Source organism: Pseudoalteromonas sp. meg-B1 (assembly GCF_003173795.1).
In the GTDB taxonomy this organism is placed as follows: domain Bacteria; phylum Pseudomonadota; class Gammaproteobacteria; order Enterobacterales; family Alteromonadaceae; genus Pseudoalteromonas; species Pseudoalteromonas undina.
This window is the reverse complement of the sequence record NZ_QGQU01000008.1, coordinates 26,349-53,143: the sequence shown is the minus strand read 5'-3', so window position 1 is coordinate 53,143 and position 26,795 is coordinate 26,349. Positions and strand designations below refer to the sequence as shown.

28 protein-coding genes are annotated in these 26,795 nt (G+C 40.3%); 17 read left to right on the top strand and 11 right to left on the bottom strand.

Annotation, left to right across the window (positions count from 1 at the left end; all coding sequences use genetic code 11):
• The first annotated feature begins 32 nt into the window (after positions 1-32).
• The 5 genes from dapF to DK924_RS17900 all read left to right on the top strand — a co-directional run bounded on the left by dapF (position 33) and on the right by DK924_RS17900 (position 3,561).
• The gene (dapF, locus tag DK924_RS17920; protein WP_008109029.1) at positions 33-863 is read left to right on the top strand and encodes a diaminopimelate epimerase; all 831 of its coding nucleotides are present in this window, start codon (positions 33-35) and stop codon (positions 861-863) included.
• Positions 860-1,471, top strand: coding sequence for a DUF484 family protein (locus DK924_RS17915; protein ID WP_010392634.1), 612 nt, complete (start codon positions 860-862; stop codon positions 1,469-1,471). Before dapF ends, DK924_RS17915 begins: the two co-directional genes overlap by 4 nt.
• Positions 1,468-2,412: a tyrosine recombinase XerC gene (locus tag DK924_RS17910; protein WP_054202879.1), complete on the top strand. Its 945-nt coding sequence runs from the start codon at positions 1,468-1,470 to the stop codon at positions 2,410-2,412. Before DK924_RS17915 ends, DK924_RS17910 begins: the two co-directional genes overlap by 4 nt.
• Positions 2,413-2,422: 10 nt before the next feature.
• Positions 2,423-3,127, top strand: a complete 705-nt coding sequence (locus tag DK924_RS17905; protein WP_076919936.1) for an HAD-IA family hydrolase — start codon at positions 2,423-2,425, stop codon at positions 3,125-3,127.
• A gap of 74 nt (positions 3,128-3,201) precedes the next feature.
• Entirely contained in the window at positions 3,202-3,561 is a 360-nt protein-coding gene (locus tag DK924_RS17900; protein ID WP_010392629.1) for a HopJ type III effector protein, read from the top strand.
• Positions 3,562-3,575: 14 nt separating this feature from the next.
• Here the strand turns inward: DK924_RS17900 and DK924_RS17895 are convergent, their stop codons facing one another.
• Entirely contained in the window at positions 3,576-3,995 is a 420-nt protein-coding gene (locus tag DK924_RS17895; RefSeq protein WP_076919938.1) for an N-acetyltransferase, read from the bottom strand.
• 40 nt (positions 3,996-4,035) lie between these two features.
• Positions 4,036-4,341, bottom strand: coding sequence for a DUF6482 family protein (locus tag DK924_RS17890; protein WP_008109023.1), 306 nt, complete (start codon positions 4,339-4,341; stop codon positions 4,036-4,038).
• 91 nt (positions 4,342-4,432) lie between these two features.
• On the opposite strand from DK924_RS17890, the gene DK924_RS17885 reads away from it, so the two are divergent.
• From DK924_RS17885 to DK924_RS17875, 3 genes are all read left to right on the top strand, one after another.
• Positions 4,433-5,122 (top strand): pseudouridine synthase, encoded by a 690-nt coding sequence (locus DK924_RS17885; protein ID WP_109875812.1) that lies wholly within the window; start codon positions 4,433-4,435, stop codon positions 5,120-5,122.
• A gap of 117 nt (positions 5,123-5,239) precedes the next feature.
• On the top strand, positions 5,240-5,614 hold the full coding sequence (locus DK924_RS17880) for a BlaI/MecI/CopY family transcriptional regulator (protein WP_008109021.1): 375 nt from the start codon (positions 5,240-5,242) through the stop codon (positions 5,612-5,614).
• Between the two features lie 9 nt (positions 5,615-5,623).
• On the top strand, positions 5,624-6,835 hold the full coding sequence (locus tag DK924_RS17875; RefSeq protein WP_109875811.1) for a TonB family protein: 1,212 nt from the start codon (positions 5,624-5,626) through the stop codon (positions 6,833-6,835).
• Between the two features lie 74 nt (positions 6,836-6,909).
• Here DK924_RS17875 and DK924_RS17870 read toward each other — a convergent pair whose 3' ends face one another.
• On the bottom strand, positions 6,910-7,293 hold the full coding sequence (locus DK924_RS17870; RefSeq protein ID WP_109875810.1) for an MAPEG family protein: 384 nt from the start codon (positions 7,291-7,293) through the stop codon (positions 6,910-6,912).
• A gap of 242 nt (positions 7,294-7,535) precedes the next feature.
• Here DK924_RS17870 and DK924_RS17865 point away from each other — a divergent pair, with 242 nt between their 5' ends.
• Positions 7,536-8,417 carry a DMT family transporter gene (locus DK924_RS17865; protein WP_109875809.1) on the top strand — a complete coding sequence of 294 codons (882 nt, stop codon included), beginning with the start codon at positions 7,536-7,538 and terminating at the stop codon, positions 8,415-8,417.
• Between the two features lie 36 nt (positions 8,418-8,453).
• On the opposite strand, the gene DK924_RS17860 is transcribed toward DK924_RS17865, so the two are convergent.
• The 4 genes from DK924_RS17860 to DK924_RS17845 all read right to left on the bottom strand — a co-directional run bounded on the left by DK924_RS17860 (position 8,454) and on the right by DK924_RS17845 (position 13,604).
• Positions 8,454-8,771 carry a multidrug efflux SMR transporter gene (locus tag DK924_RS17860; RefSeq protein ID WP_010392612.1) on the bottom strand — a complete coding sequence of 106 codons (318 nt, stop codon included), beginning with the start codon at positions 8,769-8,771 and terminating at the stop codon, positions 8,454-8,456.
• The gene (locus DK924_RS17855; protein WP_010392609.1) at positions 8,771-10,303 is read right to left on the bottom strand and encodes a bifunctional GNAT family N-acetyltransferase/carbon-nitrogen hydrolase family protein; all 1,533 of its coding nucleotides are present in this window, start codon (positions 10,301-10,303) and stop codon (positions 8,771-8,773) included. Before DK924_RS17855 ends, DK924_RS17860 begins: the two co-directional genes overlap by 1 nt.
• An 88-nt stretch (positions 10,304-10,391) precedes the next feature.
• On the bottom strand, positions 10,392-11,240 hold the full coding sequence (locus DK924_RS17850) for an MBL fold metallo-hydrolase (RefSeq protein ID WP_109875808.1): 849 nt from the start codon (positions 11,238-11,240) through the stop codon (positions 10,392-10,394).
• Between the two features lie 75 nt (positions 11,241-11,315).
• Positions 11,316-13,604 carry a penicillin acylase family protein gene (locus tag DK924_RS17845; RefSeq protein ID WP_109875807.1) on the bottom strand — a complete coding sequence of 763 codons (2,289 nt, stop codon included), beginning with the start codon at positions 13,602-13,604 and terminating at the stop codon, positions 11,316-11,318.
• 156 nt (positions 13,605-13,760) lie between these two features.
• On the opposite strand from DK924_RS17845, the gene ycaO reads away from it, so the two are divergent.
• The 7 genes from ycaO (at position 13,761) to folX (ending at position 22,346) form a co-directional block, all read left to right on the top strand.
• Positions 13,761-15,521: a 30S ribosomal protein S12 methylthiotransferase accessory factor YcaO gene (gene ycaO / locus DK924_RS17840; RefSeq protein WP_109875806.1), complete on the top strand. Its 1,761-nt coding sequence runs from the start codon at positions 13,761-13,763 to the stop codon at positions 15,519-15,521.
• 117 nt (positions 15,522-15,638) lie between these two features.
• On the top strand, positions 15,639-18,977 hold the full coding sequence (locus tag DK924_RS17835) for an ATP-binding protein (RefSeq protein ID WP_109875805.1): 3,339 nt from the start codon (positions 15,639-15,641) through the stop codon (positions 18,975-18,977).
• Between the two features lie 41 nt (positions 18,978-19,018).
• Complete coding sequence (locus DK924_RS17830; RefSeq protein WP_055013085.1) at positions 19,019-19,651, top strand: YceH family protein; 633 nt, start codon at positions 19,019-19,021, stop codon at positions 19,649-19,651.
• Between the two features lie 73 nt (positions 19,652-19,724).
• Positions 19,725-20,561 (top strand): ammonia-dependent NAD(+) synthetase, encoded by an 837-nt coding sequence (gene nadE / locus DK924_RS17825; RefSeq protein ID WP_054202890.1) that lies wholly within the window; start codon positions 19,725-19,727, stop codon positions 20,559-20,561.
• 126 nt (positions 20,562-20,687) lie between these two features.
• Complete coding sequence (gene folM, locus DK924_RS17820; RefSeq protein ID WP_008468539.1) at positions 20,688-21,407, top strand: dihydromonapterin reductase; 720 nt, start codon at positions 20,688-20,690, stop codon at positions 21,405-21,407.
• A gap of 24 nt (positions 21,408-21,431) precedes the next feature.
• Complete coding sequence (folE, locus tag DK924_RS17815; RefSeq protein ID WP_008108996.1) at positions 21,432-21,986, top strand: GTP cyclohydrolase I FolE; 555 nt, start codon at positions 21,432-21,434, stop codon at positions 21,984-21,986.
• A 3-nt stretch (positions 21,987-21,989) separates the two neighbouring features.
• Positions 21,990-22,346, top strand: coding sequence for a dihydroneopterin triphosphate 2'-epimerase (gene folX / locus DK924_RS17810; protein ID WP_008108994.1), 357 nt, complete (start codon positions 21,990-21,992; stop codon positions 22,344-22,346).
• Here the strand turns inward: folX and DK924_RS17805 are convergent.
• The 3 genes from DK924_RS17805 to DK924_RS17795 all read right to left on the bottom strand — a co-directional run bounded on the left by DK924_RS17805 (position 22,323) and on the right by DK924_RS17795 (position 25,542).
• On the bottom strand, positions 22,323-22,763 hold the full coding sequence (locus DK924_RS17805; protein WP_054202893.1) for a YqaA family protein: 441 nt from the start codon (positions 22,761-22,763) through the stop codon (positions 22,323-22,325). The two genes, folX and DK924_RS17805, sit on opposite strands and share 24 nt — an antisense overlap.
• A 75-nt stretch (positions 22,764-22,838) precedes the next feature.
• Complete coding sequence (locus DK924_RS17800; protein ID WP_010392586.1) at positions 22,839-23,204, bottom strand: DUF4870 domain-containing protein; 366 nt, start codon at positions 23,202-23,204, stop codon at positions 22,839-22,841.
• Positions 23,205-23,370: 166 nt separating this feature from the next.
• Positions 23,371-25,542 carry a S9 family peptidase gene (locus tag DK924_RS17795; protein WP_010392583.1) on the bottom strand — a complete coding sequence of 724 codons (2,172 nt, stop codon included), beginning with the start codon at positions 25,540-25,542 and terminating at the stop codon, positions 23,371-23,373.
• A 191-nt stretch (positions 25,543-25,733) separates the two neighbouring features.
• Here DK924_RS17795 and DK924_RS17790 point away from each other — a divergent pair, with 191 nt between their 5' ends.
• A complete protein-coding gene (locus DK924_RS17790) occupies positions 25,734-26,204 on the top strand; it encodes a DUF2721 domain-containing protein (RefSeq protein ID WP_010392582.1) in 471 nt (156 codons plus the stop codon).
• 53 nt (positions 26,205-26,257) lie between these two features.
• Here the strand turns inward: DK924_RS17790 and DK924_RS17785 are convergent, their stop codons facing one another.
• Complete coding sequence (locus tag DK924_RS17785; RefSeq protein WP_109875804.1) at positions 26,258-26,791, bottom strand: hypothetical protein; 534 nt, start codon at positions 26,789-26,791, stop codon at positions 26,258-26,260.
• Positions 26,792-26,795 lie beyond the last annotated feature (4 nt).

Below are 26,795 nucleotides of genomic sequence, written 5' to 3'. Positions count from 1 at the left end.
ATTAGCACAGAGCAAAACCGAATTAGAGCGCTATGTTAGTTAATTTTTCCAAAATGCACGGCTTAGGTAACGACTTTGTTGTGATTGATAACATTACACAAAACGTTTTTTTATCTCGTGATCAAATCAAAAAGCTGGCCGATCGCCATTTCGGCATTGGGTTTGATCAACTACTGATGGTTGAAGCTCCTTACTCACCCGATCTCGATTTTCACTATCGTATTTTTAACGCTGACGGCCACGAAGTAGAACAATGTGGTAACGGTGCGCGCTGCTTTGCCCGCTTTGTACGCATGAAAGGCTTAACCAATAAACATAAAATCAGCGTGTCGACTAAGTCTGGTAATCTCACCCTGTATATTGAAAAAGACGGTCAAGTAACCGTTAATATGGGTCACCCTAATTTTGAGCCAAATAAAATTCCACTCAAAGCAACCAAACGTGAGCTGACTTATATTATTCGCGCAGAAGAGCATACCGTTTTTAGTGGTGCCGTATCTATGGGTAACCCTCATTGCGTAATGGAAGTGGACGATATAGAAACAGCCCAAGTGGATACCCTAGGCCCGTTGCTTGAAAACCATGAGCGTTTTCCACAACGCGCGAACATTGGCTTTATGCAGGTTATCTCTCAAGAGCACATTAAACTCAGAGTATGGGAGCGTGGTGTAAGCGAAACACTTGCTTGCGGTACCGGCGCGTGTGCTGCCATGGTGATTGGTTTTATCCAAAATAAGCTCACCAGTACAGTACAAGTTGATTTACCCGGCGGTAGCTTACAAGTGCGCTGGAGTGGCGAGGGCCATCCAGTGCGTATGACAGGTCCCGCTGAACATGTATTTGATGGGCAAGTTGCACTATGAGTGAATTAACTAAACAGCAAGTAATAGATTACTTACAACAGCATCCTGATTTTTTAATTGAGCAACCTAAGCTGTTAGCGCAACTTGAGTTACAACAGCAAGTACAGGGTGCTACTTCATTAGTGCATATTCAGCAGCGCCAATTACGCGAGCACAATACACAGCTAAAAAATCAAATAGACAGCATGAGCAAAAATGCGACCCAGAATGAACTGGTTTATCGTTTATTTAGCCAATGTCACCGACAGCTGTGGAGTAATTACGACTTTAATACACTGGCCAGTAACTTACGCAATATTATTTGTATGAGCCCGACTATTAATGAATGCAAACTCGTTAGATACGATAATGCCTTTGAAGAGTTAGTAAAGCATAGACTGTCAGATAGTAATCATTATTTAGGCCGTGTAAATCAGCAAGAACGCGACTTACTCTTCAACAATGATACCCAATCGACCGCACTTTATTTAATTGGTGAGCCGAGTAACCCCTACGCAATTTTGGCTTTTGGCAGCCACGATGAAAACCACTTTGAGCCCTCACAAGATAACTTATTTGTATTAGATTTTGTGCGCTCATTGCAAATACGGTTACTGGAACTGGCATGAGCGATAACGCGCCAAATATAAGCGACTTAAGCGATAGCTGGCGTACACCCATTACATTATTTAGTGATTACTTAAAATTTGAACGTCAATATTCAGCGCACACCGTTAATCAGTATGTCAGCCAATTAGGTTTTGCCGCCTTGTATTTTAATAAACTGTGCGACAATTGGTTTGCGGTACAAAGTGAGCATATTCGTCGTTACAGTATGGCACTGCGGGCAAAACAATTAAGTGGCAGAACAATCAGCTTAAAATTAAGCTGCATACGTAGTTTGTATAAATTTTTAAAAGCAAAAAATATTACTGAGCAAGCGCATTACCATAATCCGGCACAGGGCATAAAAGGCCCTAAATTTGCGCGGCCTTTACCTAAAAACCTTGATGTTGACCAAATGGCTCGTTTACTCGAAATACCCGATGATGATCCACTTGCCATTCGTGATAAAGCGATGATGGAACTGATGTATTCATCAGGCTTACGCATTAGTGAGTTAGTTGGCGCTAACATGCAAGATATAAACACTCGTAGCGGTGAAATATTAGTGCGGGGCAAAGGCGCAAAAGAACGCCTAATACCGGTTGGCTCTAAAGCACTTGAGGCGTTAAACAATTGGCTAGCAGTTCGCCCACTATTTATGGGCTCAGATGAACATGCAATATTTTTGAGTAGCAAAAAAAGCCGTATTTCTGTACGCCAAGTTCGTTTGCGTATGCAAGAATGGGGGATAAAGCAAGGTATTAGCTCGCAAGTTCATCCGCATAAATTACGCCACTCATTTGCGTCGCATATTTTAGAGTCGTCTGGGGATTTACGAGCAGTGCAAGAGTTATTAGGCCACAGTAGTTTATCTGCAACCCAAGTTTATACTCATTTAGATTTTCAGCACTTAGCCAAGGTGTACGATAACACCCACCCACGTGCTAAAAAAAGAACCGATTAGAGCAGCAACTATGATCCGATTTAATCGCGCAATTTCTCCTTTTTCTGTGCTAAGTTTTGACTTAGACGATACCTTGTACGATAACCGTCCTATCATAACCGCAGCCGTTCAGGCGCAAATTGATTATTTAAATGCGCTACCAGGCTACAAAAAACAAGGACCACAGTTTTGGCAGCAATGCCGTGAACTCGCGGCACTACAGCAGCCAGAACTTATTGATGACGTCACACAATGGCGTAAGCATACCTTGCGCTTAGTGTTGTCTGAATTAGGTTTTAAAGGTGATGAAATAGAGCATCATGTACATAAGGCGTATCAAGCATTTGCTGATGAGCGAAGCAATATTACGGTGAGCGAAGACGTACTAATATTGCTTGATAAACTAAGTCAACACTACAAATTGATTGCCATTACTAACGGTAATGTCGAGGTTGATCGATTTAATTTAAAAGATAAGTTTGAACTGGTGTTACAAGCAGGCTTGCATGGTAAAGCTAAACCACACACAACATTATTTGATCAAGCCGCAACACATTTACGTATCAAAAACAGCGATATTTTGCACATAGGTGATAGCCTTGATAGCGATGTGCAAGGTGCTAACAACGCTGGCTGTCAGTCTGTATGGCTGAATAATCAAGCACAAACTTATGCCTACAAAGGGTTGGCTGATATTGAAATAACCAACATTCATGCGTTAACCCATTTAATATAACCTATGCTTGTTTTACTAATAATATAAGTTAGAGTTAGTTAATTAACGACATATTATAATAACAAGGACAGCGTATGACGCTCACAGATTATTTAACAACGCTCGCAGATGAGCCAAAAAGTATTAGCTTTGCTGATACTATGGCCGTTATTGATGAGCACTATACTTTTACAGCATGCAGCTTCAGTAACCATGGGTTATTAAGCTCTGCGAGTGAAAATAACGGTTCGTGCAAAATTTTTGCATTTGCTAAGCTCAACGGTCTTAGTAAACAAAATACCTTAGATTGTTTTGGTAAATTTTACCGCGAAGATGTACTAGACAACCCAAGTGCCGATGATCACATGAATATTCGTACGTTTATGTTAGCGCCCGAGGCAACACCGTTTTTAGGCATTAGCTTTGATGGCACGCCTTTAACCACAAAAGAGTAATATTCAAATCAGCATTATTTAGCCGCTACCAGCGGCTTTTCCATAAAGTAGCGCGTACCGCTGAGCGGATAATTATTTAATTGATATTTAACCTGATAACCACGCTTTTCATAGAAAGGCTTGGCTTGAAAGTCTAAGGTGTCAAGCTGAGCCTGAACGGCACCCATTTCAATTGCTGCATTTTCAAGTGATGTTAATAACGAATCAGCCAAGCCATTGCCTCGTGCCGATTCAGCACACCACAACCAACTTATTAGCAGCCAATTGCCAAATACATGACCACTTATACCGGCAACTAATTCATGCTGTTTATCGAGATATTTAAAGCCGAGAGCTTGGCGCTCTGCGTCGAAGTGTTGAGCATTAAACTCAAGCATATTAACACGCAGTGCTTGGTTTAATTGCTCAGTATTTTCTGCCTGCAATAGGTACATTGGCTATTCCAAATAGACCTATTTTAGCAAATACCTGATGTTAAAACAGGTTATTTTGTCCAAAGGGAACTTCAAGCATATTGCTAGAAATTTTTTCCGGTTGACCACACATTTCATCATAAGCGCTGGTATGCCTGAGCATCATTTGCGCGTAGGCAATGTCTTCAAAGCGTTTTTGAATATGTAATGGGCTGACTGCCTTTACAAATTCACCATCGCTTTCTTGTACATAGTATTCAACATTATTAATGACAACAGACACTTGATACAAGGCCATTTCCAGTGAATGAACCACCACTTTTTGTAATGGCTGATGCTTTTTTAGTTCTGAAAATTGAATACCCATATTAACCTACCTACTGTTAAATTAACTGTCCAAGTAATCAATACGCAGCTTTGCTATAATCGCGATCAGATTTTTTTAATTACGCGCTATCATGGATACAAAAATTCGACTCGCAAAGTACATAGCGCATGCCGGTGTTTGCTCACGCAAGCAGGCCTCGCGTTTGATTGACGAAGGTGTGGTCATGGTTAATAATCGCCCCGCAAATCATATTGATCATGTGGACGAAAACGACAGTGTCATTGTTAATGGCCAAGCCATTAAAGGCCCTGCCGATTTAGTCTACTTTGCTTATCACAAACCAGTAGGAATTGATTGTAAACTCAATCAGCACGACCCAAGCAGCCTTATTCATCACTTGCCACAACTAACACGGGTATACCCTATTGGTCGCCTTGATAAAGACTCACGCGGATTGCTTATTTTAACCAATGATGGGGATTTTTGTAATCAGCTGATCCACCCTGACTTTCATCAGCCTAAACGCTATTTAGTAACCGTCAATAAACCTTTAGATGCGGATTTTTGCGAAGAAATGGCTGCAGGCGTCCCTGTCGACAAGCAAATGACCTTGCCGTGTGAGGTGACTAAAATCACTGACAATCAGTTTAGTATTATTTTAAAACAAGGACTAAATCGACAAATTCGTAAAATGGCGCATTACTGTGGTTACAAAGTGATTGATTTATACCGCGTACAAATAAGTGAATTACTGTTAGATCATTTAAATTTACCTGAAAACCAGTTTATAAAAATTAATAAAAGCGACGTTTTAGACTAACAAGCTCACGCTACCCCCACCCCCTCACTTTAATGCGATTAAAAAATATAAAATAAACTTGCAAAAATAGATTACAAGTGTAGTCTTAAGTTAAAGATTACATTTGTAGGCAATAAAATGATCGAATTATCAAAAGCAGAATTTGAAGTGCTCGATGCGCTATGGATTAGCTACCCCGCTAATGCCAGCCAAATTATTGAGCGCTTGAGTGATGATAAACAATGGCACGAAAAAACCATTAAAACCTTATTAGGTCGATTAGTTAAAAAAGGGGCGCTTAGTTTCGAAAAAGAAGGCCGCCAATATATTTACACCCCCTGTATAGAGCGTGCTGATTACACCCTAAAAGAAAGCCAAAACTTTATTGAGCGCTTTTTTAGTGGCCGTATAGCTCCGTTGGTAAGTGGTTTTGCAAAATCAGAAAAACTCTCTCAACAAGATATAAACGAGCTTAAAAAAGTCATCGATGACTGGGAAAAAAACCAAAAGTAAGGGATTCTCATGGTTATTCAAACAAGCTTTAATTGGCTAATAGAGCAACAGCTATTATTGAGTCTGTTGTTTGCAGGATTTGTTTTACTTGAGCGCTTTGGCTTAAAAGCAATTGGTTCGCAGCTTATTTATAAATTATTGTGGTTAATACCAGCCTCGCTGCTTATCGCTAATTTACCCAATGCAATTAGGCCATTACAAAACAGTCCTATTAGTCATTATATCATTACTCCTAATCAACCATTAATAAGCACTATTAGTATTAACTGGGCGCTATTTTATGTAGTTATTACGGCACTGCTTTTATTCGCCACTTGGATTATTCATCGCCGATTTGTAAGCAACCTACAGCTTTGTGAAGTAACAAATTTACAAGCAGAAATAAGCTCAGGGGTAGAAACCTTTACTAGCCATCAAGTTGCAACACCTATGGTAATTGGGGTACTAAATAGCAAGCTAGTTTTACCACACAACTACAATACTCTGTTTGATAAAGCTACATTGGCGCTTATTTTAGAGCACGAAAATGTGCATATAAAACGCAAAGATAACCTAACAAATGCGCTGCTATTACTGGCTACAATTTTAATGTGGTTTAACCCTTTAGCTTGGATGGCATACGCAAGCTGTAGACGCTTACAAGAGCTAACTTGTGATGAACGGGTACTAAGTAATAAAACCACACAGCAACAAATTTTATACAGCAAAGCCTTAGTAAACTGCGCTGCCAATGCGCCAGCGGGTCTGATGGCTTATTCACACTACGGAGATAAAAAAACCATGTTACAACGACTTACTAATATCAAACATAACGGCGCACATTCGCGCCTAGCAAAAGGAAGCGCGTTACTTATAGCAGCAAGCTTGCTCAGTGGATTAGCAGTAGCAAAGCAACCTGAAGCATCAGCTAAAAAAGAAACATCTATCGCTCCCGTAATGCGAATCGAACCGCTTTACCCAAAACAAGCGGCGGAACAAGGCATTAGCGGTTCAGTGGTATTAAAATACGACATAACCCCAGCAGGCAAAACAGCTAACATTACTGTTGTAAAAGCTGAACCAGAAGCAGTCTTTAACAAAGAAGCAAAAAGAGCACTGATGCAATGGCAATATACGCCTTCATCAATGGGACAACAAAACGTACTAATACAACTTGATTTTGCACTCAACAGTACAGTTACAAAAAGTGATTTAATAGAGCGAGTTAACATATCGCATTAATGGGAATAAGTGTTTAAGACTATAAAGCAAGCACCCTTTTAGGCTGCTTGCTTTGTGGTTTTTGCTTATTCTCGTTATAAACTGACGGCGATCATGCCAATAGCGGTGCCTATTCCCACCAGCCAAGTGATCGAGCGAATAATATCGAGGTTTAAGTAATAAAAAGTACAAAATAAAATACGCGCTACAATATGCGTCATCGCTAAAGTTTCGGTTACGACATTAACATTATTGGTGCCTAACACCACGGCCAAAGCAACGGCAAATACCGCTAGCGACTCAAAACAGTTTTGATGTGCGGCCAACGCCCTTGCTCCGAGCCCTGTAAGCTGTGTTTGTTGCTGGCGCGGATGTTTATTATCGTAACCACCGAGCTTATTCATTTCTATAATAGCTGGGATCCTTGCAACATAAGGCATGACCACTGCAATTAAGGCGCAAACCAATAAAGTCGTCATTATCATTCTCAAGTTATTATTTATAACTCAAAATAACACAGCAAATAGAAAAAAGCCGCCAAATATAAACAACCTGAGTTCTGGCGGCTAGCAGTAACATCCCAGACACTATAGCCGATTTAAGCAGTGCGTCACTGTGGCAAATTGTCGCAGGTGATGAATATTCATTATGCCTTTTTGATGGTCGCTTTCATGTCACAGTACTGCTAAATTACTCCTCCGCTTATTGTATGTTGTTTAAGATGATTTGGATTTTACTGACTATTTTTGCTGCATTTATGCAGTCATGGCGCAATGCTCTGCAAAGTAAATTAAGCACTCATGTGAGCATTGCTGGCGTTACATTAGCCCGCTTTATTATGGCAAGCCCTATTGCTGGGCTGTATTTATATGCGCTTTATTATTACCAAGATGCTCCCTTTCCTTCATTCAACCCTTTATTTATTAGCTACATTATTGGTGCCAGCATAGTGCAAATTATTGCCACGGGACTCATGGTTAAATTATTTAAAATGAATAATTTTACTGTAGGCGCCGGGCTAGCTAAAAGTGAAGCGCTTATGGCGGCCATACTCGGGTTGCTGTTTTTTGGCTCAACGCTTTCATTACTTGGTTGGTTTGGCGTGTTTATTGGTGCAATTGCGGTATTGCTATTAAGTGGTATCGCCAATGTGAAACACTTTAGCTTAAAAACAGCATTAACAGGACTTGCCTGCGGTACTTCGTTTGCGTTGTCATCGTCATGGATCAGAGAAGCCAGCTTGAGTTCGGGGATTGCTTTTCCGTATGCGCCTGCATGGGTTTTATTGCTTGTTATTAGTTTACAAACACTAATGTTGTGTATTTATATTGCCTTAAAGGAACGCGATACATTTAAAACTATGTTTCAGCATAAGGGCATGACTTGTACGGTGAGTATATTTAGTTGCTTGGGATCAATAGGTTGGTTTAGCGCAATGAGCTTGCAACATGTTGCCTATGTAAAAACGCTCGGCCAGATAGAAGTATTTTTTACGATGTTGATTGCTGTTTTATGGTTAAAACAACCGCTAAAACGCCAAGACAGCGCTGGGCTATTATTGATTGCAGTGGCTGCGATATTGGTAATGCTGCCGAGCAGCTAAACAAGCGCAGGTATAACCTGCGCTTTTTTTTAATAACTAATGACTAATTTTTAGGGTGATCACACCACAAATAATCATTAACACACCAGCAATACGGCCAAACGTGGCGGCATCACCGTAAAATAATATACCCACTAAAAACGTACCAGCAGCACCAATACCCGTCCATACTGCGTACGACGTGCCCATAGATATTTGCTTTTGCGCCAACCACAACATAAAGCCGCTCGCGACCATAAACGCAATGGCAATCGCGATGCCCTGCCAACGAGTTTCAGGGGTTTGAGAAATTTTTAACCCTATAGGCCAGCCAATCTCAAGTAACCCAGCAATAATTAAATACATCCACGCCATTAAATATCTCTCTTTTTCAATATCACTTCATACAAATCGTGACGGCGGTCTTTTAAGTTACGCACTGTCCCTTCACTGTGAAGAATTTTTAACTTATCCATATCTAAGTCGCTAAATAATAACATTTCTGTATTGGTGGTGGCTTCATTTAGTGTGGCATCGTGCGGAAATGAAAAGTCCGATGGGGTTAGTACCGCCGACTGCGAAAACTGCACATCTAAGCTTTCTACTTCAGGTAAGTTACCCACAGAGCCTGCAATAACCACATAACATTCGTTTTCAATGGCACGTGCTTGGGCACAATGGCGTACACGCAAGTAACTATTTTTAGTGTCAGTCCAAAATGGCACAAATAAAATATCCAAGCCTTGGGTAGCCAAAATACGTGATAGCTCAGGAAATTCGACATCGTAACAAATTTGAATCCCTACACGGCCTGCATCGGTATCGAATACAGCAATTTTATCACCGCCTTGGATCACCCAATCATTTTGTTCATGCGGGGTAATATGAATTTTACGTTGCTCGTCTATTTTACCGCTGCGATGGCATAAATAACTAACGTTATATATTTTATCGTCTTCGGCAAGCGGCATTGAGCCGGTAATAATGTTGGCGTTGTATTCTATCGCCATACGCGACATGGCGTTTTTAAAGGTCTCTGTGTATTCGGCTAAATACCGAATTGCCTCGGTTTGATTGCTTTGCTCGGTTAATCCCATCAGTGGCGCATTAAAAAACTCAGGGAATAAAATAAAATCGCTTTTGTAATCAGATACCGTATCAACAAAGTATTCAACTTGCTTAAGCATTTCTTCAACCGATTCAACACAGCGCATTTGCCACTGCACAGCCCCTACCCGTACGATTGATTTAGTTGACTCAATAACGGTGTCGGTTGGCTCATACATAATGTTATTCCACTCAAGTAATGTGGCATAACCGACCGACTCCTGATCTTCAGGTAAGTATTTTTTCAATAATCGTTTAACCTGAAAGTCATTGGCTAATTGAAAACTGAGTATGGGGTCATACAGCTCTTTTTGATCGACCTTAGCAATGTATTCCATCGGGGTCATTTCACTGCTGTGATTGTAATAACGCGGAATACGGCCACCCGCTAAAATAGCGCGTAAATTATACTGACGGCACAATTCTTTTCGCGCATCATATAAACGGCGTCCTAAACGCATACCACGGTATTGCTCACTAATAGCAACATCCAAACCGTATAAAGCATCCCCTGTGGTGTCGCTAAATACACGGTCGTGGCCATCGGCAATATCTTCATAGGTATGCGGGTTTGAAAAACGCGCATAATCTACCTGTACACTCAGCGCTAAACCCACTAGCACGCCATCATCCACAATACCTATTTGCCCTTCAGGGAACTGATCGATAAGTCTAAAAATAGTATGGCTTGGCCATGCGCCGCCTAGGTCGGGGTAAGCTTCGTCCATCAAGGTTTTAATTTGTGGGTATTGTTCTCGGGTTAAGTTACAAATTTCAAGATGGGTTTTTTCTGCCGACATACGCAACTCCTTGGGGCATGTAAGAATCAAAAAAGCTGAACACATGCTCAGCTTTATTAGGTTTATGCGTTTTTATTCGCGCTGTGCGCTACTTTAAACTGCGATAAAAAAGTGTGGTTACCCGCTCTTTAGGTAACCAATTTGCATATTCAAGGCCAAGTTCTGACAATGGGTCTGCTTTAAGTACCTGCTCTAAACTGGCGTCATTTTGCATTGCTTTTAGCATAACATCTTTCGCTTTTTGCACCAGCTTACGATACGTTATCAGTCCTGAACGGTCACTTAGTGGGCCATGACCGGGAATAACTTGGGTTTTATCATCAATCTGATTAATAACACCATCAACCGCCGCTAATACACCGTCAACACTGCCACCACTGTCTACATCAACAAACGGCAGGCTACCAAAGTTAAAATAAATGTCTCCCATGTGCACAATATTATCATTATTGAAAAAAATCACCGCATCGCCATCGGTATGGGCATGTTGATAATGCACAACATGCGCTTGCTCATTATTAAAGTGCAGTGTTAAATCATGACCAAAACTAATTCGTGGTAGGTAATCCGACCCTTCGCCATGTTTTTCTTTTAGGCGTTTATGTACATTATTGTGGGCAATAACATGGGCTCCGGCTTTAGCAAAGTTTTCGTTACCACCGGTGTGATCGCCATGATGATGAGTGTTAATTACAAACTCTGCACTGCCTGGCTTTAAGTCGCTAATGGTTTTTTTAATATCGGCTGAGAGTTTGGCAAACTGATCATCAATGATATATATGCCATCATCCCCAACGCTGGCTGCAATGTTGCCACCTTGTCCGTATAGAACGTACACATGCTCGCTAAGCTGCTTAGCTGTAACTGGGTTGTCATCCGCCGCCGCGTAGTTGCTTAGTAGTAAAGTCGTTATTAATGCCGGTAGTAATTTTTTCATTGTTGTAACCCTATAATTAATAATCATGGTTATAAAACGTGACAGCGACTTATTTAGCTCACTCTGCATCCAAAGCTAGTCGCTCATAGGCACTATTTCAATTTGATGCATGAATGCTTGCGGTAACAATGGGGTGTGTTTACCTTCTACATATTCATCAAATCCGGCTCGATAAAACTCAGAAAGTGGGTGCCCTGATTGCCCTCCAGGCACAGTTAAAATGGCACTTTCTAAATGTCCAGGTTGGGCAATAAATCGCTGCGATGCGCCAAAACTGGTTTTTTGTACGGCAGGCATATAGCTATCACCAAACCCTGGAGCGGTAGGCATATTTAGTAGCTTACTCAATAGAGGTATTTGTTTAGCAAATGGGTGCTCAATCGCTAATTCGTTTACTTTACCCCATTGCCAGTTTTGAATGTTATTACCAAACTTTGCTGTTAACTGCGCGAGAGTTTGCTCAAAAGCTGCCTGTAATTGCTGCTCCCAATTCGTAAATTGCGGGTTAATCCAACTTGCTGGCTGCGCTTTTATTAATTGCCAAACAGCGGGCTCTAAATCGCGCTTTACATAACTCAATGTACCATCCTGCTTATTGAGACTCGCTTCAATACTACTAAATAAAATATTTATTAGTTCATCACGATACATCTTTACTAAGGTATAACCAACGGAGGTTGAGCAGGCGCATTGCTGCCAGTTATCCAGTGCATTGATATAATCTGCATTGTGTTCTGGCTGCTGTTTTAACTGCTCAAGTAATAAGCCATGCCAAGGAGTTAAAAAGCGCGCTTGATTGTCTAACTGTAATTGATAAAAGTCACCTTCGTTAAACTGCTGCTTTTCAAACAACCGATCGCGAATTTGCATCGCACGAGCACCTAAGGCATAGCCGCCATTACCAAAACGTGCATTATCCTCAGCAGAGACCACTCGCGAATTCCCTGTCCACAAGCGCCCACTCTCAGGGTTTTTAACAAACGGGCGAATAACTTCATTTTGCTGCCAAGTTGCTGAATATTCATTTTCATTAATGGCAAATTCACTAGGTGCTGTTCGCGCAGGAATACCGCCCATGTGTTTCCAAGCTGCACTGCCTTGACTATCTACCACCATTAAGTTTTGTACCGGAATACCCACGTTACTTGCAATATTAAGGGCATCATCCACTGTTTCAGCCTGCTCAAGCTGTAACAATTGCATATCAACGGCATACGGTTGATGCGCAGCCCAACTTAAGGCATAAGGCTGATTGTTAATGTATTTAACAGGGCCATACTCACTTAGCGTTAAGGGATAGATTTCATCGTTGCCATTATCCATGGTAATCACTTCATTTACTTGCCATGTTTTACTGCTATCCGTTAGTGCAACCCAGTCGGCTGTATCTATATAGCCATTAGTAAATCCCCATGCAATTTTATTATTACTGCCAACCACAATGGCAGGTGCTCCTGGTAACGAAACACCGGTTACCTGATACGCTTGATTGTTATGAGTGTAATTAAGCTGCGCTCGATACCAAATAACCGGCACCGCCATTGATAAGTGCATATCATCTGAAAGCATCGCAGCTTGAGTATTAGTTAAATCTGCGGTCACTGCCCAGTTATTACTGCCTACTTCTAAATTAGCAGTGATGCTTTTAATCGCCGCTAATGGCTGCGTTGGTAACTGAGGTATAGTTTGAGAATAAGGTGTTAAAACACTGCCACCTAATGCTGCTTGGTATTGGCTTGGTTGGGTTAAAAATTCAACCATTTTTGCACCGTATTGCTGCTGTATTTGAATTAAAGCTTGGTCGCGCTCAAAGGTAGCGGTTTGTAAATCTAAATACATGCTAAAAATAACTAACAGACTATCTTCGCTTTGCCATGGTTGTTGCTCAGCTCCTGTAAGTAGGTATTCAAAACTTGGGTACCCTACTTGCGCAAGTCCTTCGTTTACCCCTTGTGCATAGCTTTTTAGTAGTTGCTTATCGGCTTCAGGGAGAGTTTTTAAAATCGCTTGGCTGCGTTTACGTAATTGATGAAAGCGCATTTTTTTATCAAGAGCGAGCGCGGCTTTACCAAATAGCTCACTGAGCTCACCTGCGGCATTACGTCTAAGTAAATCCATTTGAAAAAAGCGATCTTGCCCGTGAGCATAACCTAAGCCATAGGCAGCATCGTGGCGAGTTGCTGCAGTAATAACAGCTTGGCCAAGCGTATCTCGAGCAACTTTAACTGGCTGCGTTACCGCATCGCTTCGGCCTTTACCATCAAGGGTAGGTAAACTTAGAGTCAACACGCCGTATACAATGGCGGTCCCCCCAAGCGCTAAAACCACAACAATTAATAGCAACCGCTTGATTACTTTAAACATAAATATACCCTTCAACTTTTTCAATAAACTATTATTAGCATATATTCATAATCGTTCTATTAAAAACGCTACGAAAAGCGGGTAAAGGGTGAAATAAACATCAAAATCCACGATAATACACAGTTCATGTATTGTGCAGACCTAGTTGAGATCAAAATGACTGAAAAAACATTTATTAAAGGTAAAGACCGCGATTTAGAATCGTCTATCTCTACCATGCAAAACAAGCTAAAAGCGCTAAATATTAATATTGAAGAAGCGCTATGGCTTAACCCTGTAGCAAACTGTTATTCAGTTCATATAAAAGATAGCGACTGTGGTGTGATGTTTACTAACGGTAAAGGTGCTACTGATAAAGCCTCTATCGCTTCTGCGCTAGGTGAATATTTTGAGCGTTTAAGCTGTAACTACTTTTTTGCTGATTTTTACTTAGGTGAAGAATTTGCCAATGGTGACTTTACTCATTACCCGAACGAAAAGTGGTTTAAAGTAGCAGAAGATGAAGTACCACAAGGGATTATGGATGAAAGCTTATGGGATTACTTCGACCCTGAGCGTGAATTAACTGCCTCACACCTTTATGATTTTAATTCTGGTAATTTTGAGCGTGGTATTTGTACTGTGCCTTATACCCGCCAGCGCGACGGTAAAGATATTTATATTCCGGTGAACGTGATTGGTAATATTTTTGTATCCAACGGTATGAGTGCTGGTAATACTAAATTTGAAGCCCGTGTACAGGGGTTATCTGAGGTATTTGAGCGCGCCATTAAAAATCGCATTATTGCTGAAGGTATTAGCTTACCGATCGTGCCTGAAGAAGTGGTAAAACAATACCCTAAAATTCATGAAGCCTGTGAAGAATTGCGTAGCCATGGCTTCCATTTACGTATTGCAGATGCCTCACTTGGCGGTAAATACCCTGTAATGAGTGTTACGCTAATCAACCCAGTGGATGGCTCTGTGTTTGCCTCTTTTGGTGCTCATCCTTCATTTGAAGTGGCGCTAGAGCGAACCGTTACCGAATTACTGCAAGGTCGTCGTCTAGATCAACTAGACGTATTTCAACCTGCCACTTTTGACAACGACGAAGTAGCCACACCTGAAAACATTGAACTGCACTTTATTGATTCAAGCGGTTTAATTTCTCATGACTTTTTCCGTTCTGAAGCAGACTTTGAATTTGTACATTGGGATTTTAGTGGTTCAACTGAGCAAGAATATAACTTCTGTACTGATTTAATTCACAGCATGGGCCATGATATCTACATCATGGATTACACCCACTTAAATGTGTATGCATGTCGTATTTTAGTGCCTGGTATGTCTGATATTTATCCGGTAGATGAGCTTATTTGGCGTAATAACAACGAAGGGGCTAAATTCCGCGAAACTTTCTTATCACTTGATCAGTATGATACTGAGCAACTGATGGAAATTTACGATAACCTCGAAGAAGCTGGTCACAGCGATATTATTCGCGCTGCTGAATTCATTGGCTTAGCAACCGATGCCGATACGCCTTGGCATACTCTACGTATTGGTGAACTGAAAGCACACTTATGCTTAGCCGCAGGCAGCGAAGAAGCGACTGATTGGGTTGACTGGATTTTACATACCGGCCAAGTTAATGAAGACGCGATGCGTCATTTCCGTTGTTTAAAAGCTATTTTAGAAATTAAATACGATGACGAACGTGAATATGCAAGTTACCAAGACGCCTTAGGGCTTATGTTTGGCGCTAATAATGTCACCCTTGCAATTGAGATTGCAGAAGGTCGGACACGCTTTAACGGCTTAACTTTCCCAGGTTTATCGCTTGAAGGCTTTAAAAAGCACGCCGCATTACTGGATGGCTACCGCAAGTTACATGTTGCGAAACAGAAGCATTGGGCACGCGAAGTTAGTGACTCATAATATCTAAACGTGTATATAGTTAAAAAGAAAATGGCGCATATTTAACTGCGCCATTTTTGTTTCTAGTGTTAGTTAGCTATAGTTAAGCTTTCTATATTAACAATTTAATTACACCCTATGTGGCAACAACGCAAAAGTAAACGCACATCCATTTATAATTTTAAGCTTACCTTTTTATTTGCAATCAGTTTACTTGTAATAACTAGCTTAGTGCTTGAGCGGCTTAATTATAATCGGGAAAAAGATGCTTACCGTTTACAAGTCCTTTCTCAAGTCAGTGCCTACAGAGCCCAGCTTGAAGCTACTTTGGTATCAAATATTCAGTTAATACGTGGCTTGGCTGTAGCCGTTGCTGCTGAGCCAAATTTAAGCCAAACACGTTTTGGGCAAATTGCCGCCCCACTGTTTAACACCTCTAACGAACTACGCAATATTGGTGCTGCACCTAATATGGTCATCACAATGACCTACCCGCTTAAAGGGAATGAAAAAGCCATTGGACTCAATTTTTTAGAAAATAAAGCGCAACGCGATGATGCTATTAAAGCACGCGATACTAATACCATTGTAATGGCTGGACCGCTCACGTTAGTTCAAGGCAATGAAGCTTTGATTGCACGAGTGCCGGTTTATTTACCTGAAGACCAATCTTTTTGGGGGCTGCTTTCTGTGGTGCTCGATCTAGAAAAAGTCTATAACAACGCAGGGATTTTCGAATTACAAAAAAAATACACCGTTGCCATTCAAGGACGTAACGGGTTAGGTAAGCAAGGTGAGTTTTTCTTTGGTGACCCAGAAATTACAAGCCAAAATCCGCTTGAGTTTAATCTAAATTTCCAAGGCGGTGCTTGGCAGCTCTATGTAGTGCCAAAAACAGGTTGGCAGCCAGCATCGTCGTCTGTCTGGCCATTACGTATTGTTATTAGTGTTATTTTAAGTTTGCTTATTTTTGCGTTTTTATTGTTTTTAAAAATGCTCAATAGAGAACACGAAAACGAAAAAATGCTCGAGGTAATGAGTAACCTAGCTCAAGTAGGTGCATGGTCATTTGATTTAGAAAAAAAACAGGTATTTTGGTCAGACATGACCAAAAAGATATTTGAATACCCTTTAGATGAGCAACCTAAATGGTCATCCGATTTATATTACTTTAAAGAGGGAAAAAGCAGAGATAAGGCGGCTGAACTGATCACTAAAGCGGTTAAATACGGTGAAAGTTACGAGGCTGAACTTGAAGTAATTAATGCCAAAGGCGAAGTGATTTGGGCACTCATACATGGTGAAGCAGAGCATAAAAATGGACGCTGCATCAGAATATTCGGCTCATTACAAAATATTGATGCCCGTAAAAAGGTAGCAATAGAAGATCAAAAAATAGCCCGCTTTAACGAAACTTTAGCGTCGCTAACAATTAGCGACCACATATTAAATGGTAAATTAAGCGAATCTAAAGAGCTAATTACTCGTGCGGTGTGTCGTGCACTTAAAGTGAATACAGTAAGCATTCGCTTGTTTGATAAGCATAAAACTCAGCTGAGTCCTATTGCAAGCTATAGCCAAAATAACAGTGATAATAATACCCCTTGGCGCCAGCAAGACATTCCTGATTTTTTTACCACCCTAGAAAAGAAAGCCGTTTTTAGCGCCCAGAATGCTCAACAACAAGCTTGCCTCGCACCCTTAGCAAAAAGCTACCTAGAACCTTCATCTATAAAAGCAATGCTCTGTGTAATGATCCCCGCAGGCAGCGGCTCAATTGGTGTTGTATGCGCAGAACAAGCAAGCGTTAGAGCATGGACGCAAAACGAAGAAGGTTTTTTAATTGCAATCGGCGCACTAATAGGAAGCCTTTACTCTAGTGAACAGCGCATAGAAACGGAAGCAGAACTAGTAATGGCAAAAGAAGCCGCTGAACAAGCGGTGATCGCTAAAAGTGAGTTTTTAGCCAGCATGAGTCATGAAATTCGCACCCCGATGAATGGGGTGTTAGGTATGCTTAATATCATTCAGGCGACCTCTCTTGATCAGCAACAACGTCATCATATTAAACTTGCCCAATCGTCAGCAGAATCTTTATTAGGGATTATTAATGATATTTTAGACTTTTCTAAAATAGAAGCTGGTAAGTTAGACATAGAAAGCATTCAATTTAATCTACCACAATTACTCGGCGAAATTGTGGAGTCGTTTGCGCTCAAGGCCGAAAGCAATAACACCCAATTGATTTTAGATACTACGCATGTAAGCACCAGTGAGATTGTGTGCGACCCAAATAGATTGCGACAAATTTTAAATAATTTGATTGCCAATGCCGTAAAGTTCACCCAAAACGGACAAGTACTGGTAACCGCTACCATAGAAAAAACTATCGACAATACGACTTTAGAATGTGCGATTATTGATACCGGCATTGGTATTAGTTTAGAGAAGCAAAAACAGTTATTTGATTCTTTTACTCAAGCTGATGCATCAACAACCCGCCAATATGGCGGCACCGGTTTAGGCTTGGCAATAGTTAAGCAGCTGTGCGAACTCATGGGAGGCGAAGTATGTGTATATAGCCTACCCAATGAAGGCAGTACCTTTACTTTTTCAGTCAACATTACCTCAGTGATAGACCAAGCATTTGATTTAGATTGCCAACATATACAAGCAAAGCGAATACTGATTGTTGATAATAGCGAGATGAATGCCACCATCATCGAAAAGCAATTAACGCTATGGGGCGCAGATGTCAGTGCAGTGTGTGATTATAAAGAGGTTGAAACTTATATAACTAATAATCAACAAACACCGCCGGATGTGGCAATTATTGACACAAGCTTTTTGGAGCCTGTAGCACACCCCTTGGCTGAAAAGTTGAAACATTTTTTAGTGAACAGTCATATTCTGATTATGGCTCCAATGAGCTATTCAAAAAGCAATTTATTTTATGGAAACAATGAAGCAGCCTTAATTTTTAAACCACTCACCGCTATTGGTTTGTATGACACGCTGGTAAAAGTAACATTGGCAGCACAGCCCAAAGAGTTAGCGCTCCCTCCAGCGATTAATACACCTAAAAAAGCGAAAGGCCATGTGTTGTTAGTAGAGGATAACAAAGTAAATCAAGTAGTTGCCTGTGCATTATTAAAACAAGCCGAGCTCACTTTTGATATTGCAGAGGATGGCGAGGATGCACTAACGAAATTAAACCAAGCAAACGCAAACACTTATCAACTTATTCTAATGGATTGCCAAATGCCAATTATGGATGGATACCAAGCTACCATGGCTATTAGAGAGGGCCTCGCGGGTCTAGAGAATCAAACCATCCCCATTATTGCACTAACGGCTAATGCAATGCGCGGGGATAAAGACAAATGTTTAAATGCCGGTATGAACGACTATTTAAGTAAACCTCTCGATGGCCCTGCTATGCATGCTAAATTGCAACAATGGCTTAGCGCTAAATAACAGTGTAAGCTTAAAATAGAATCGATGAAGTAAGGGATATTATGCAGTTATCAGTTGAACAACAAAGAGTTATTGGCTGTTTATTGGAAAAGCAAACAACAACGCCTGAACATTACCCACTATCATTAAATGCCTTAACGAATGCCTGTAATCAAAAATCAAATCGCGCTCCTGTGCTCGAATTAAGCCAACAGCAAGTTCAGGCTACCATTGCAGAATTAATCGACTTACGCTTGGTAACAGAAGATGAAGGTCTCAGTGGACGTGTATCTAAATACGACCATCGCTTTTGTAATACACAATTTAGCCACTTACAATTTAACGCACAACAACGCGCCATTATATGTTTATTATTATTGCGGGGAGCTCAAACACCCGGTGAATTAAAAACCCGTTGCGCTCGATTAGCTGACTTTACCAGTATTGACGACGTTGAAATATCGCTTGAACAATTGATTGAAAACAGCCATGTAAAAAAACTACCTCGCGAATCTGGTAAGCGTGATAGCCGTTATATCCACTTATTTACAGCACCTTCTGCAGAAAACGATGAGCCAATAGCAACACAGACCATTACTGACGAGTTAAAAAATCAAGAGCTCAATGATCTACTTGCTGAAATTAACGAACTAAAAGCTCAACTTAAACAAATAAAAGAGTATATAGGGCTTTAATTGTGTAATTTGAAATCACATAATAGCTATTCTTTTTTGAGCATTAAAACTTTTTAACTTTAAGGAGCGGGCCATGCGCGCCGAAATTATGGCTGAAATGAAAGTTCAGCCTAGTATTGATGTTAACGCTGAAATTAAACGCCGAGTAAATTTTATTAAAGCACGTTTAAAAGCCGCATATTCAACTTCGCTGGTACTAGGTATTAGTGGCGGTGTAGACTCATCAACCTGTGGCCGATTATGCCAACTTGCTATTAATGAGCTTAATCAAGAACACCAAGATACACAGTATCAATTTATTGCTGTGCGCTTACCGTATGGAGTGCAAGCAGATGAAAGCGAAGCACAAATGGCGGTTGATTTTATTAAGCCCAGCACCCGTATGACAGTCAATATTCAGCCTGCAACCGACGCACTGCACGAGCAAACGATGGCAACTTTAGCTGGCAATAATCAGCCATTGCCAACACAAGAAAAAATAGACTTTATTAAAGGCAATGTGAAAGCACGCCAACGCATGATTGCACAATATGAAATTGCTGGGTTTTGCCAAGGGCTCGTTGTAGGTACCGACCATAGCGCCGAAAACATTACTGGTTTTTATACTAAGTTTGGCGATGGCGCCTGCGATTTAGCCCCTTTGTTTGGTCTATCTAAACGTCAGGTTAGAGCATTGGCAACAGCATTAGGTGCACCTGCTTTGTTAGTTGAAAAAGCACCTACTGCCGATTTAGAAAGTGATAGACCAGGTTTAACTGACGAGGAAGCACTAGGCTTAAGCTATGAAGAAATTGATGACTTTTTAGAAGGTAAACCAGTCTCTGAGCATGTGGAGCAAACACTGATTGCAATTTACCAACGCACGCAACATAAGCGCCAGCCTATTCCAACAATATACGATGCTTTTTAAATCAATATTATAAGTGTGATTTAACTGATCGAGCCGCTTATATTTTACGTAAAAATGGCGTGAAAATAAGTGGCTTAAATTTTAACGGTTAACCTTAACGCTTGCCAACAGAGAGTTTTATATTTTATGACCCCCCCTATTTTGATTACTGGCGCAGGACAACGTATTGGACTTGCGCTTGCACAGCATTTTATAGCCCAAGGGCAAGCGGTCATTATTACTTATCGTACCCGCCATAAAGCGGTAGATTTGCTAGAACAACAAGGGGCGATCTGTCTTTATGCTGACTTTAGTTCTGATGAGGGTATTAATACTTTTATTACATTACTTAAAGCACAGACTGACTCACTAAGCGCGATAATTCATAATGCATCAAGCTGGGACTGTGAAGCTAACAACCCTCAGTTTGAGCAGCTGTTTGACAATATGATGCGCATTCATGCAAAAACACCGTACTTGGTAAACTTACGCTGTGCAGATTTACTATTAAATTATCAGGCGTCTCACGCTAAGCCCGCTGACATTATTCATCTAACTGATTACGTAGTGGAAACTGGCAGCCCAAAACACTTAGCCTATGCGGCCAGCAAAGCCGCCTTGGATAACTTAACCAAATCATTTAGTGCTAAATATGCACCGAATATTAAAGTGAATTCAGTCGCACCATCATTAATTATTTTTAATCAACATGATGATGAGCAGTATCGCGCTAAAACTTTAAAAAAATCATTAATGGGTATCGAACCTGGATGCCAAGAAATTATCAATAGTATCGACCTACTACTGAACAGCCATTACATCACAGGCCGTGCTTTACCTGTTGATGGTGGTCGCCATCTTAAGTAAGTCATCTAAATAAACGAGAAACTTATGCATAACGAATTAAAAGAAAGCTATCAAAAAATTATAACCGCAGTCGGTGAAGATGCAGAACGTGAAGGGTTGCTCGATACTCCAAAACGCGCTGCAAAAGCGATGGAGTACCTAACTCAAGGTTACCGCCAAACGCTTAACGAAATCACTAATAATGCAGTATTTACCTCAGATGCTGACGATATGGTATTAATACAAGACATAGAGCTTTACTCTATGTGTGAGCATCATTTATTACCATTTATTGGCCGCTGTCACATTGCTTATATTCCTGATGGCAAAGTATTAGGTTTGTCTAAGTTTGCACGTATTGTGGATATGTTCTCTCGCCGTTTTCAAATTCAAGAACAACTAACCCATCAAATAGCTAAAGCGGTCGAGGAAGTAACCGGTGCCAAAGGTGTAGGTGTAATTGTTGAAGCAAAACACATGTGTATGATGATGCGTGGTGTAGAAAAGCAAAACTCAAGTATGCGTACCTCGGTTATGCTTGGTAACTTTAGAGCCGATCCGAAAACACGTAATGAGTTTTTACAGCTGATCAAAGGATAATCTATGGCAAACGCAATAATTAATGTAACTAACTTACGGCTACGCACGTTTATTGGATTTAATCCTGATGAACGTGAAAAAAAACAAGATGTAGTCATTAATTTAGAAATTCATTATCCGGCTGATCAAGCTTGTGAAACTGATGAAGTAGAACAAGCACTTAACTACAAGGTAATTACTAAAGAAGTAATTAGCTTAGTTGAACAGGGTCACTTTTTATTGTTAGAAAAATTAGTTGCTGAAATTCTTGCTGTTTGCCACTCGCACCCAAGTGTAAATTACGCCAAAGCCCGAGTGGATAAACCTCATGCGCTGCGCTTTGCAGACTCTGTGTCGCTAACTCTGGACTGGCACAAATAATCCAACGGCAAGGGCTATCACAGCTAAATAACGTAGCCCTTTGCCGAGTGTTACTAGCACTAAAAACATACTAAAGCGCACTTTAAACACGCCACCAATAACAGTTAGTGGATCGCCAACAATAGGTAACCACGCAAACAGTAAGCTATATATCCCATATTTATTAAACTGCTTTTGCGCTTTTTTAAGCCCTTTTTCAGAAACTGGAAACCATTTTTTATCTTTAAAGCGTAATGCTTGCGTTCCAAGCCAATAATTAACACAACTGCCTAATACATTGCCTAAGGTTGCTGCAAACCAAATTAGCCATAAGTTAGTATTACCTTGCATTATCATCCCACCCATCAATACTTCAGACGAGCTGGGTAATAACGTAGCCGATATAAATGCTGTAAAAAATAATGTTATATAGAGCATTTTTCCCTTATGACTAAAAACTAAACCCAGCAATTAAGCTGGGTTTGAACGACTTTTTAACTTAAATCAAAACGCTTATTTTATTAAATTTAAGCTAAGGGGGTAATTAAACTCTTTACCATCGTTGGCTTTCACGCTTGCGATAACCACCATCACAAATGAAAAAATAGCGACCATAGGTAACAGTAGTAAACCAACAGCTGCAAAAATTAGTAAAAAACACACAAAGTAAGCTATAGCCATAGTAATTTGAAAGTTAAGCGCTTTTTTACCGTGTATATCAACTATAGGCATTTCATCTTTTTTAATTAGCCAGATAATAAGGGGACCTAGCACCGAGCCGAATGGCACAATAAACCCCGCTAATGCACTTAAATGACATAGCATTGCCCAGGTGCGGTCATCTTTATTGACGACTTTAATCTCTTGATTTTGTTCCATTACATTTTCCCTTTTCGTAAAACACCGTAATTTAACTCAATATACTATTACTATTTTGCGCTAATACCAAGCAGCTTTAATTGGCGGCAATTCAAATATAAAAAACCCCCAGTAATTACAATATACAACTACTGGGGGTCACTTAAAAAGCTACGCTTTTATTTTATTACTTATTTTTACCTGCTAAATCAAGCATAAATGCATAGTTAAGTGCCGTGTCCTCCAAGCGTTTAAAACGACCAGACGCACCTCCATGGCCGGCTTCCATGTCTATTTTAAATAGTAGTTTATTATCATCTGTTTTGTAGTCACGCAGCTTTGCAACCCACTTTGCTGGCTCAAAATATTGCACCTGTGAGTCGTGCAAACCTGTTGTTACTAACATATTAGGGTAGTCTTGTTTACTAACTTGATCGTACGGTGAATACGACAACATATAATCGTAATATTCTTTCTCGTTAGGGTTACCCCACTCACCATACTCGTTAGTTGTAAGCGGAATAGTCTCATCAAGCATAGTAGTAACCACATCAACAAATGGAACCGCAGCCACCATACCTTTATATAGCTCAGGCGCTTGGTTTGCCACTGCGCCCATTAATAAACCACCAGCACTGCCACCTTGGGCAAAAATTTGCTCTTTATCGCCATAACCTTGGGCTACCAATGACTTAGTAACATCTACAAAGTCGTTAAACGTGTTCTTTTTAGTGAGTAATTTACCCGCTTCGTACCACGGGCGCCCTAACATTTGCGAACCACGTACGTGGGCAATGGCAAATACAAAACCACGGTCAAGCAACGTTAATCGTGCAGAAGAAAAACTAGGATCCATTGTTGCACCATACGAACCATAGCCGTATTGCAATAATGGGTTAGTGCCATCTTTTTTAAATAGCTCTTTTCGATACACCAAACTCACCGGTACTTTTACGCCATCGCGTGCTGTGACAAAAATACGCTCAGATGCATAGTTATCCGCGTTAAAGTCACCTAATACCGTTTGTTGCTTCAATAATGTTTTTTCGCCAGTCGCCAAATTAACATCATAAGATGAACCCGGAGTGGTCATACTGGTGTAGTAAACGCGCAGCGTATCGCTTTCTAATTCGTTATTACCGTACGCATTAATTGTATATGCACTGTCGTTAAAGCTTAGTGGTAACTCTTTGCCCGATGTTAAATTACGCGCAATCAGTGTTGATTGGCCCATTTCGCGTTGTTGGTATACTAAGTAGTCATCAAATAACTCAACACCTTCAAGTTTAATATCCTCGCGCGCAGGGATCACACTTTGCCAATTCGCTTTGTCGCCGGCTTTATCAATATCGACTTTCATAAGTTGAAAGTTAACCGCATTTAAATTGGTCACAATGTAATAGGTATTGCCTAATTTGGAAATGCTGTATTCAAGGTTGGCTTCACGTTCAATTAAACGCTTTGGCTTAGCATTTACATCGTTTGCACTAAGTACTGACAAACCCGATGCATCAGTACTGCTATGCCAAATATAAATTTCTGAGCCGTCTTTGCTCTTGCTCATACCAGTGTAATAGCTCGTATCTTTTTCTTCGTATACAAGCTCATCATCGCTTTGTGGTGTACCAAGCGTATGACGATAAACTTGGTAACCGAGTAAGGTTTGCGCATCTTTTTTAATGTAATAAACAGTTTTATTATCGTTCGCCCACACAACATAACCACTGGTGCCTTCAAGCGTGTCTTCTAATAATTTACCAGTGCTTAAATCTTTAATTCTTATATTGTAAACACGGCGGCTCACCGTATCTTCACCATACGCCATTAAGTTATCATTTGGGCTGACACTCAGACCACTAACTGCAAAATAGTCATGGCCTTTAGCTAGTTCATTGACGTCTAAAATAACTTCCTGATCGGTGCCTGCAAAATCACTACTGCGTAAGTAAGTAGCATACTCGTTATCGCCGCGAGTTTGCGACGAGTAATAGTACTCTCCGTCTTTTACTGGAACAGAGTCATCATCTTTTTGAATTCGCCCTTTAAGCTCTTCAAATAAACTACTTTGCAGTGTTTTAGTATGCGCAAGCATTGCATCTGTGTAAGCATTTTCAGCCTCTAGGTAACTAATTACCTTAGTAGCTTTACGCTCATCATCACGCATCCAATAATAATCATCGATGCGAGTATCGCCATGGATTGTCATTTCATATGGCACTTTCTTCGCAATCGGCGGCATGACTTCGGTTTGAGCAGCTACATTTTCAACCTTTGCTGATTGCTCAACATCAGGGGCTTTATTACATCCCCCTAAAATAGCTAAGGATATAAAAGTAAGAACAAATGGGGTGTGTTTCATTGATTGGAATCTCTGTAGTTTTTATTTTTATTAAATATACCTAATATTTAATAGCACGGAGATTTAGTTTGTGAAGCTATGTAAAAAGGGAGCCTAGAAATTCTTTTTATATGTTTATGACTTCAGTTATCCTAACAATAACGAAGTAGCATTATATAGCCTCTTCATGCTGCTAATTAATAAGGATAAAAATGAACAACGACGTAATTAACATTTTAACAATGGCTAAAGTCATTCAAACAGCGGTTGCACCCGTTTTTTTAATTACGGGGATTGCTGCAACACTCGGGGTATTATCAAATCGCTTGGCGCGTATTACTGACAGAGCCAGACAGTTAGAACGAAAATTAAAGGTCAGTGTTGATGAAGAATTTAACCTGTCTTTAACTACTGAGCTGAGAGCACTCCTAAAGCGTTCTCGGTGTATCCATATTGCATTTAGTTTAAGTGTCTTAAGCGCATTATTAGTATGTGCCGTGGTTATGCTTTTGTTTTTATCACACATACAATCGATTAACTTAGGTGTCACTATTGGTAGCTGCTTTGTTGGTGCCATGGCATTACTAATATGTGCATTTATGTCATTACTGGGGGAGGTGTTCTTAGCAACACGCAGTATGCGCCGAGGGATGATTTTCGCTGATATTGATATAAACGATTAATAAAAAACCCCGAGCCAATTACGCTACTCGGGGTTTCACTTATCTAAAACAGATTACTGCGCTGTATAAATTGTTTCTAGCACTTCTATTTTAGCTTCTTTAATCAAGCCTGATGCTTTTAGCTGTTTTGACGCAACTAAAATATCTTGGCCGTCATTTACAGCTAAAACAGCTATTTTGGTACCTGGGAATAAAGATACGACCTTCAAACCTGCAGCAGAAGCAACATCACTTGCACTCATTCCATCTTTTAAAAGAATAGTAATATTGCCTGATAATGACGTTAGGTTATTAGTAAAAATGTTACGTACTAATGTTCCTTTAGTCACTACATCCGACGATGTTTCTACGCTGACTACTGTCATCTCGCCTTTTCGCATAACGACATGATCATCTGAAGCTACACTTGATGGCACTAAACGCAGATTTTTTTCAACTTTATAAGAACCAAAATCTACATTATCAAAGTTTAATTTAGCTACTTGTTTTTTAGGAAACTGAAGCTCTTTATCTGAACTAGTGTTTGCTGTAGCACCTAACGAAATACACGCAGCAGCACCTAATACGATTAATTGTTTAATTTTCATCTTT

What these genes read in the sequence shown, in the direction of transcription:
- dapF (WP_008109029.1), top strand. Translation starts at nt 33, where the DNA reads ATGTTAGTTAATTTTTCCAAAATGCACGGCTTAGGTAACGACTTTGTT.
- DK924_RS17915 (WP_010392634.1), top strand. Translation starts at nt 860, where the DNA reads ATGAGTGAATTAACTAAACAGCAAGTAATAGATTACTTACAACAGCAT.
- DK924_RS17910 (WP_054202879.1), top strand. Translation starts at nt 1,468, where the DNA reads ATGAGCGATAACGCGCCAAATATAAGCGACTTAAGCGATAGCTGGCGT.
- DK924_RS17905 (WP_076919936.1), top strand. Translation starts at nt 2,423, where the DNA reads ATGATCCGATTTAATCGCGCAATTTCTCCTTTTTCTGTGCTAAGTTTT.
- DK924_RS17900 (WP_010392629.1), top strand. Translation starts at nt 3,202, where the DNA reads ATGACGCTCACAGATTATTTAACAACGCTCGCAGATGAGCCAAAAAGT.
- DK924_RS17895 (WP_076919938.1), bottom strand. Translation starts at nt 3,995, where the DNA reads ATGTACCTATTGCAGGCAGAAAATACTGAGCAATTAAACCAAGCACTG.
- DK924_RS17890 (WP_008109023.1), bottom strand. Translation starts at nt 4,341, where the DNA reads ATGGGTATTCAATTTTCAGAACTAAAAAAGCATCAGCCATTACAAAAA.
- DK924_RS17885 (WP_109875812.1), top strand. Translation starts at nt 4,433, where the DNA reads ATGGATACAAAAATTCGACTCGCAAAGTACATAGCGCATGCCGGTGTT.
- DK924_RS17880 (WP_008109021.1), top strand. Translation starts at nt 5,240, where the DNA reads ATGATCGAATTATCAAAAGCAGAATTTGAAGTGCTCGATGCGCTATGG.
- DK924_RS17875 (WP_109875811.1), top strand. Translation starts at nt 5,624, where the DNA reads ATGGTTATTCAAACAAGCTTTAATTGGCTAATAGAGCAACAGCTATTA.
- DK924_RS17870 (WP_109875810.1), bottom strand. Translation starts at nt 7,293, where the DNA reads ATGACGACTTTATTGGTTTGCGCCTTAATTGCAGTGGTCATGCCTTAT.
- DK924_RS17865 (WP_109875809.1), top strand. Translation starts at nt 7,536, where the DNA reads ATGATTTGGATTTTACTGACTATTTTTGCTGCATTTATGCAGTCATGG.
- DK924_RS17860 (WP_010392612.1), bottom strand. Translation starts at nt 8,771, where the DNA reads ATGGCGTGGATGTATTTAATTATTGCTGGGTTACTTGAGATTGGCTGG.
- DK924_RS17855 (WP_010392609.1), bottom strand. Translation starts at nt 10,303, where the DNA reads ATGTCGGCAGAAAAAACCCATCTTGAAATTTGTAACTTAACCCGAGAA.
- DK924_RS17850 (WP_109875808.1), bottom strand. Translation starts at nt 11,240, where the DNA reads ATGAAAAAATTACTACCGGCATTAATAACGACTTTACTACTAAGCAAC.
- DK924_RS17845 (WP_109875807.1), bottom strand. Translation starts at nt 13,604, where the DNA reads ATGTTTAAAGTAATCAAGCGGTTGCTATTAATTGTTGTGGTTTTAGCG.
- ycaO (WP_109875806.1), top strand. Translation starts at nt 13,761, where the DNA reads ATGACTGAAAAAACATTTATTAAAGGTAAAGACCGCGATTTAGAATCG.
- DK924_RS17835 (WP_109875805.1), top strand. Translation starts at nt 15,639, where the DNA reads ATGTGGCAACAACGCAAAAGTAAACGCACATCCATTTATAATTTTAAG.
- DK924_RS17830 (WP_055013085.1), top strand. Translation starts at nt 19,019, where the DNA reads ATGCAGTTATCAGTTGAACAACAAAGAGTTATTGGCTGTTTATTGGAA.
- nadE (WP_054202890.1), top strand. Translation starts at nt 19,725, where the DNA reads ATGCGCGCCGAAATTATGGCTGAAATGAAAGTTCAGCCTAGTATTGAT.
- folM (WP_008468539.1), top strand. Translation starts at nt 20,688, where the DNA reads ATGACCCCCCCTATTTTGATTACTGGCGCAGGACAACGTATTGGACTT.
- folE (WP_008108996.1), top strand. Translation starts at nt 21,432, where the DNA reads ATGCATAACGAATTAAAAGAAAGCTATCAAAAAATTATAACCGCAGTC.
- folX (WP_008108994.1), top strand. Translation starts at nt 21,990, where the DNA reads ATGGCAAACGCAATAATTAATGTAACTAACTTACGGCTACGCACGTTT.
- DK924_RS17805 (WP_054202893.1), bottom strand. Translation starts at nt 22,763, where the DNA reads ATGCTCTATATAACATTATTTTTTACAGCATTTATATCGGCTACGTTA.
- DK924_RS17800 (WP_010392586.1), bottom strand. Translation starts at nt 23,204, where the DNA reads ATGGAACAAAATCAAGAGATTAAAGTCGTCAATAAAGATGACCGCACC.
- DK924_RS17795 (WP_010392583.1), bottom strand. Translation starts at nt 25,542, where the DNA reads ATGAAACACACCCCATTTGTTCTTACTTTTATATCCTTAGCTATTTTA.
- DK924_RS17790 (WP_010392582.1), top strand. Translation starts at nt 25,734, where the DNA reads ATGAACAACGACGTAATTAACATTTTAACAATGGCTAAAGTCATTCAA.
- DK924_RS17785 (WP_109875804.1), bottom strand. Translation starts at nt 26,791, where the DNA reads ATGAAAATTAAACAATTAATCGTATTAGGTGCTGCTGCGTGTATTTCG.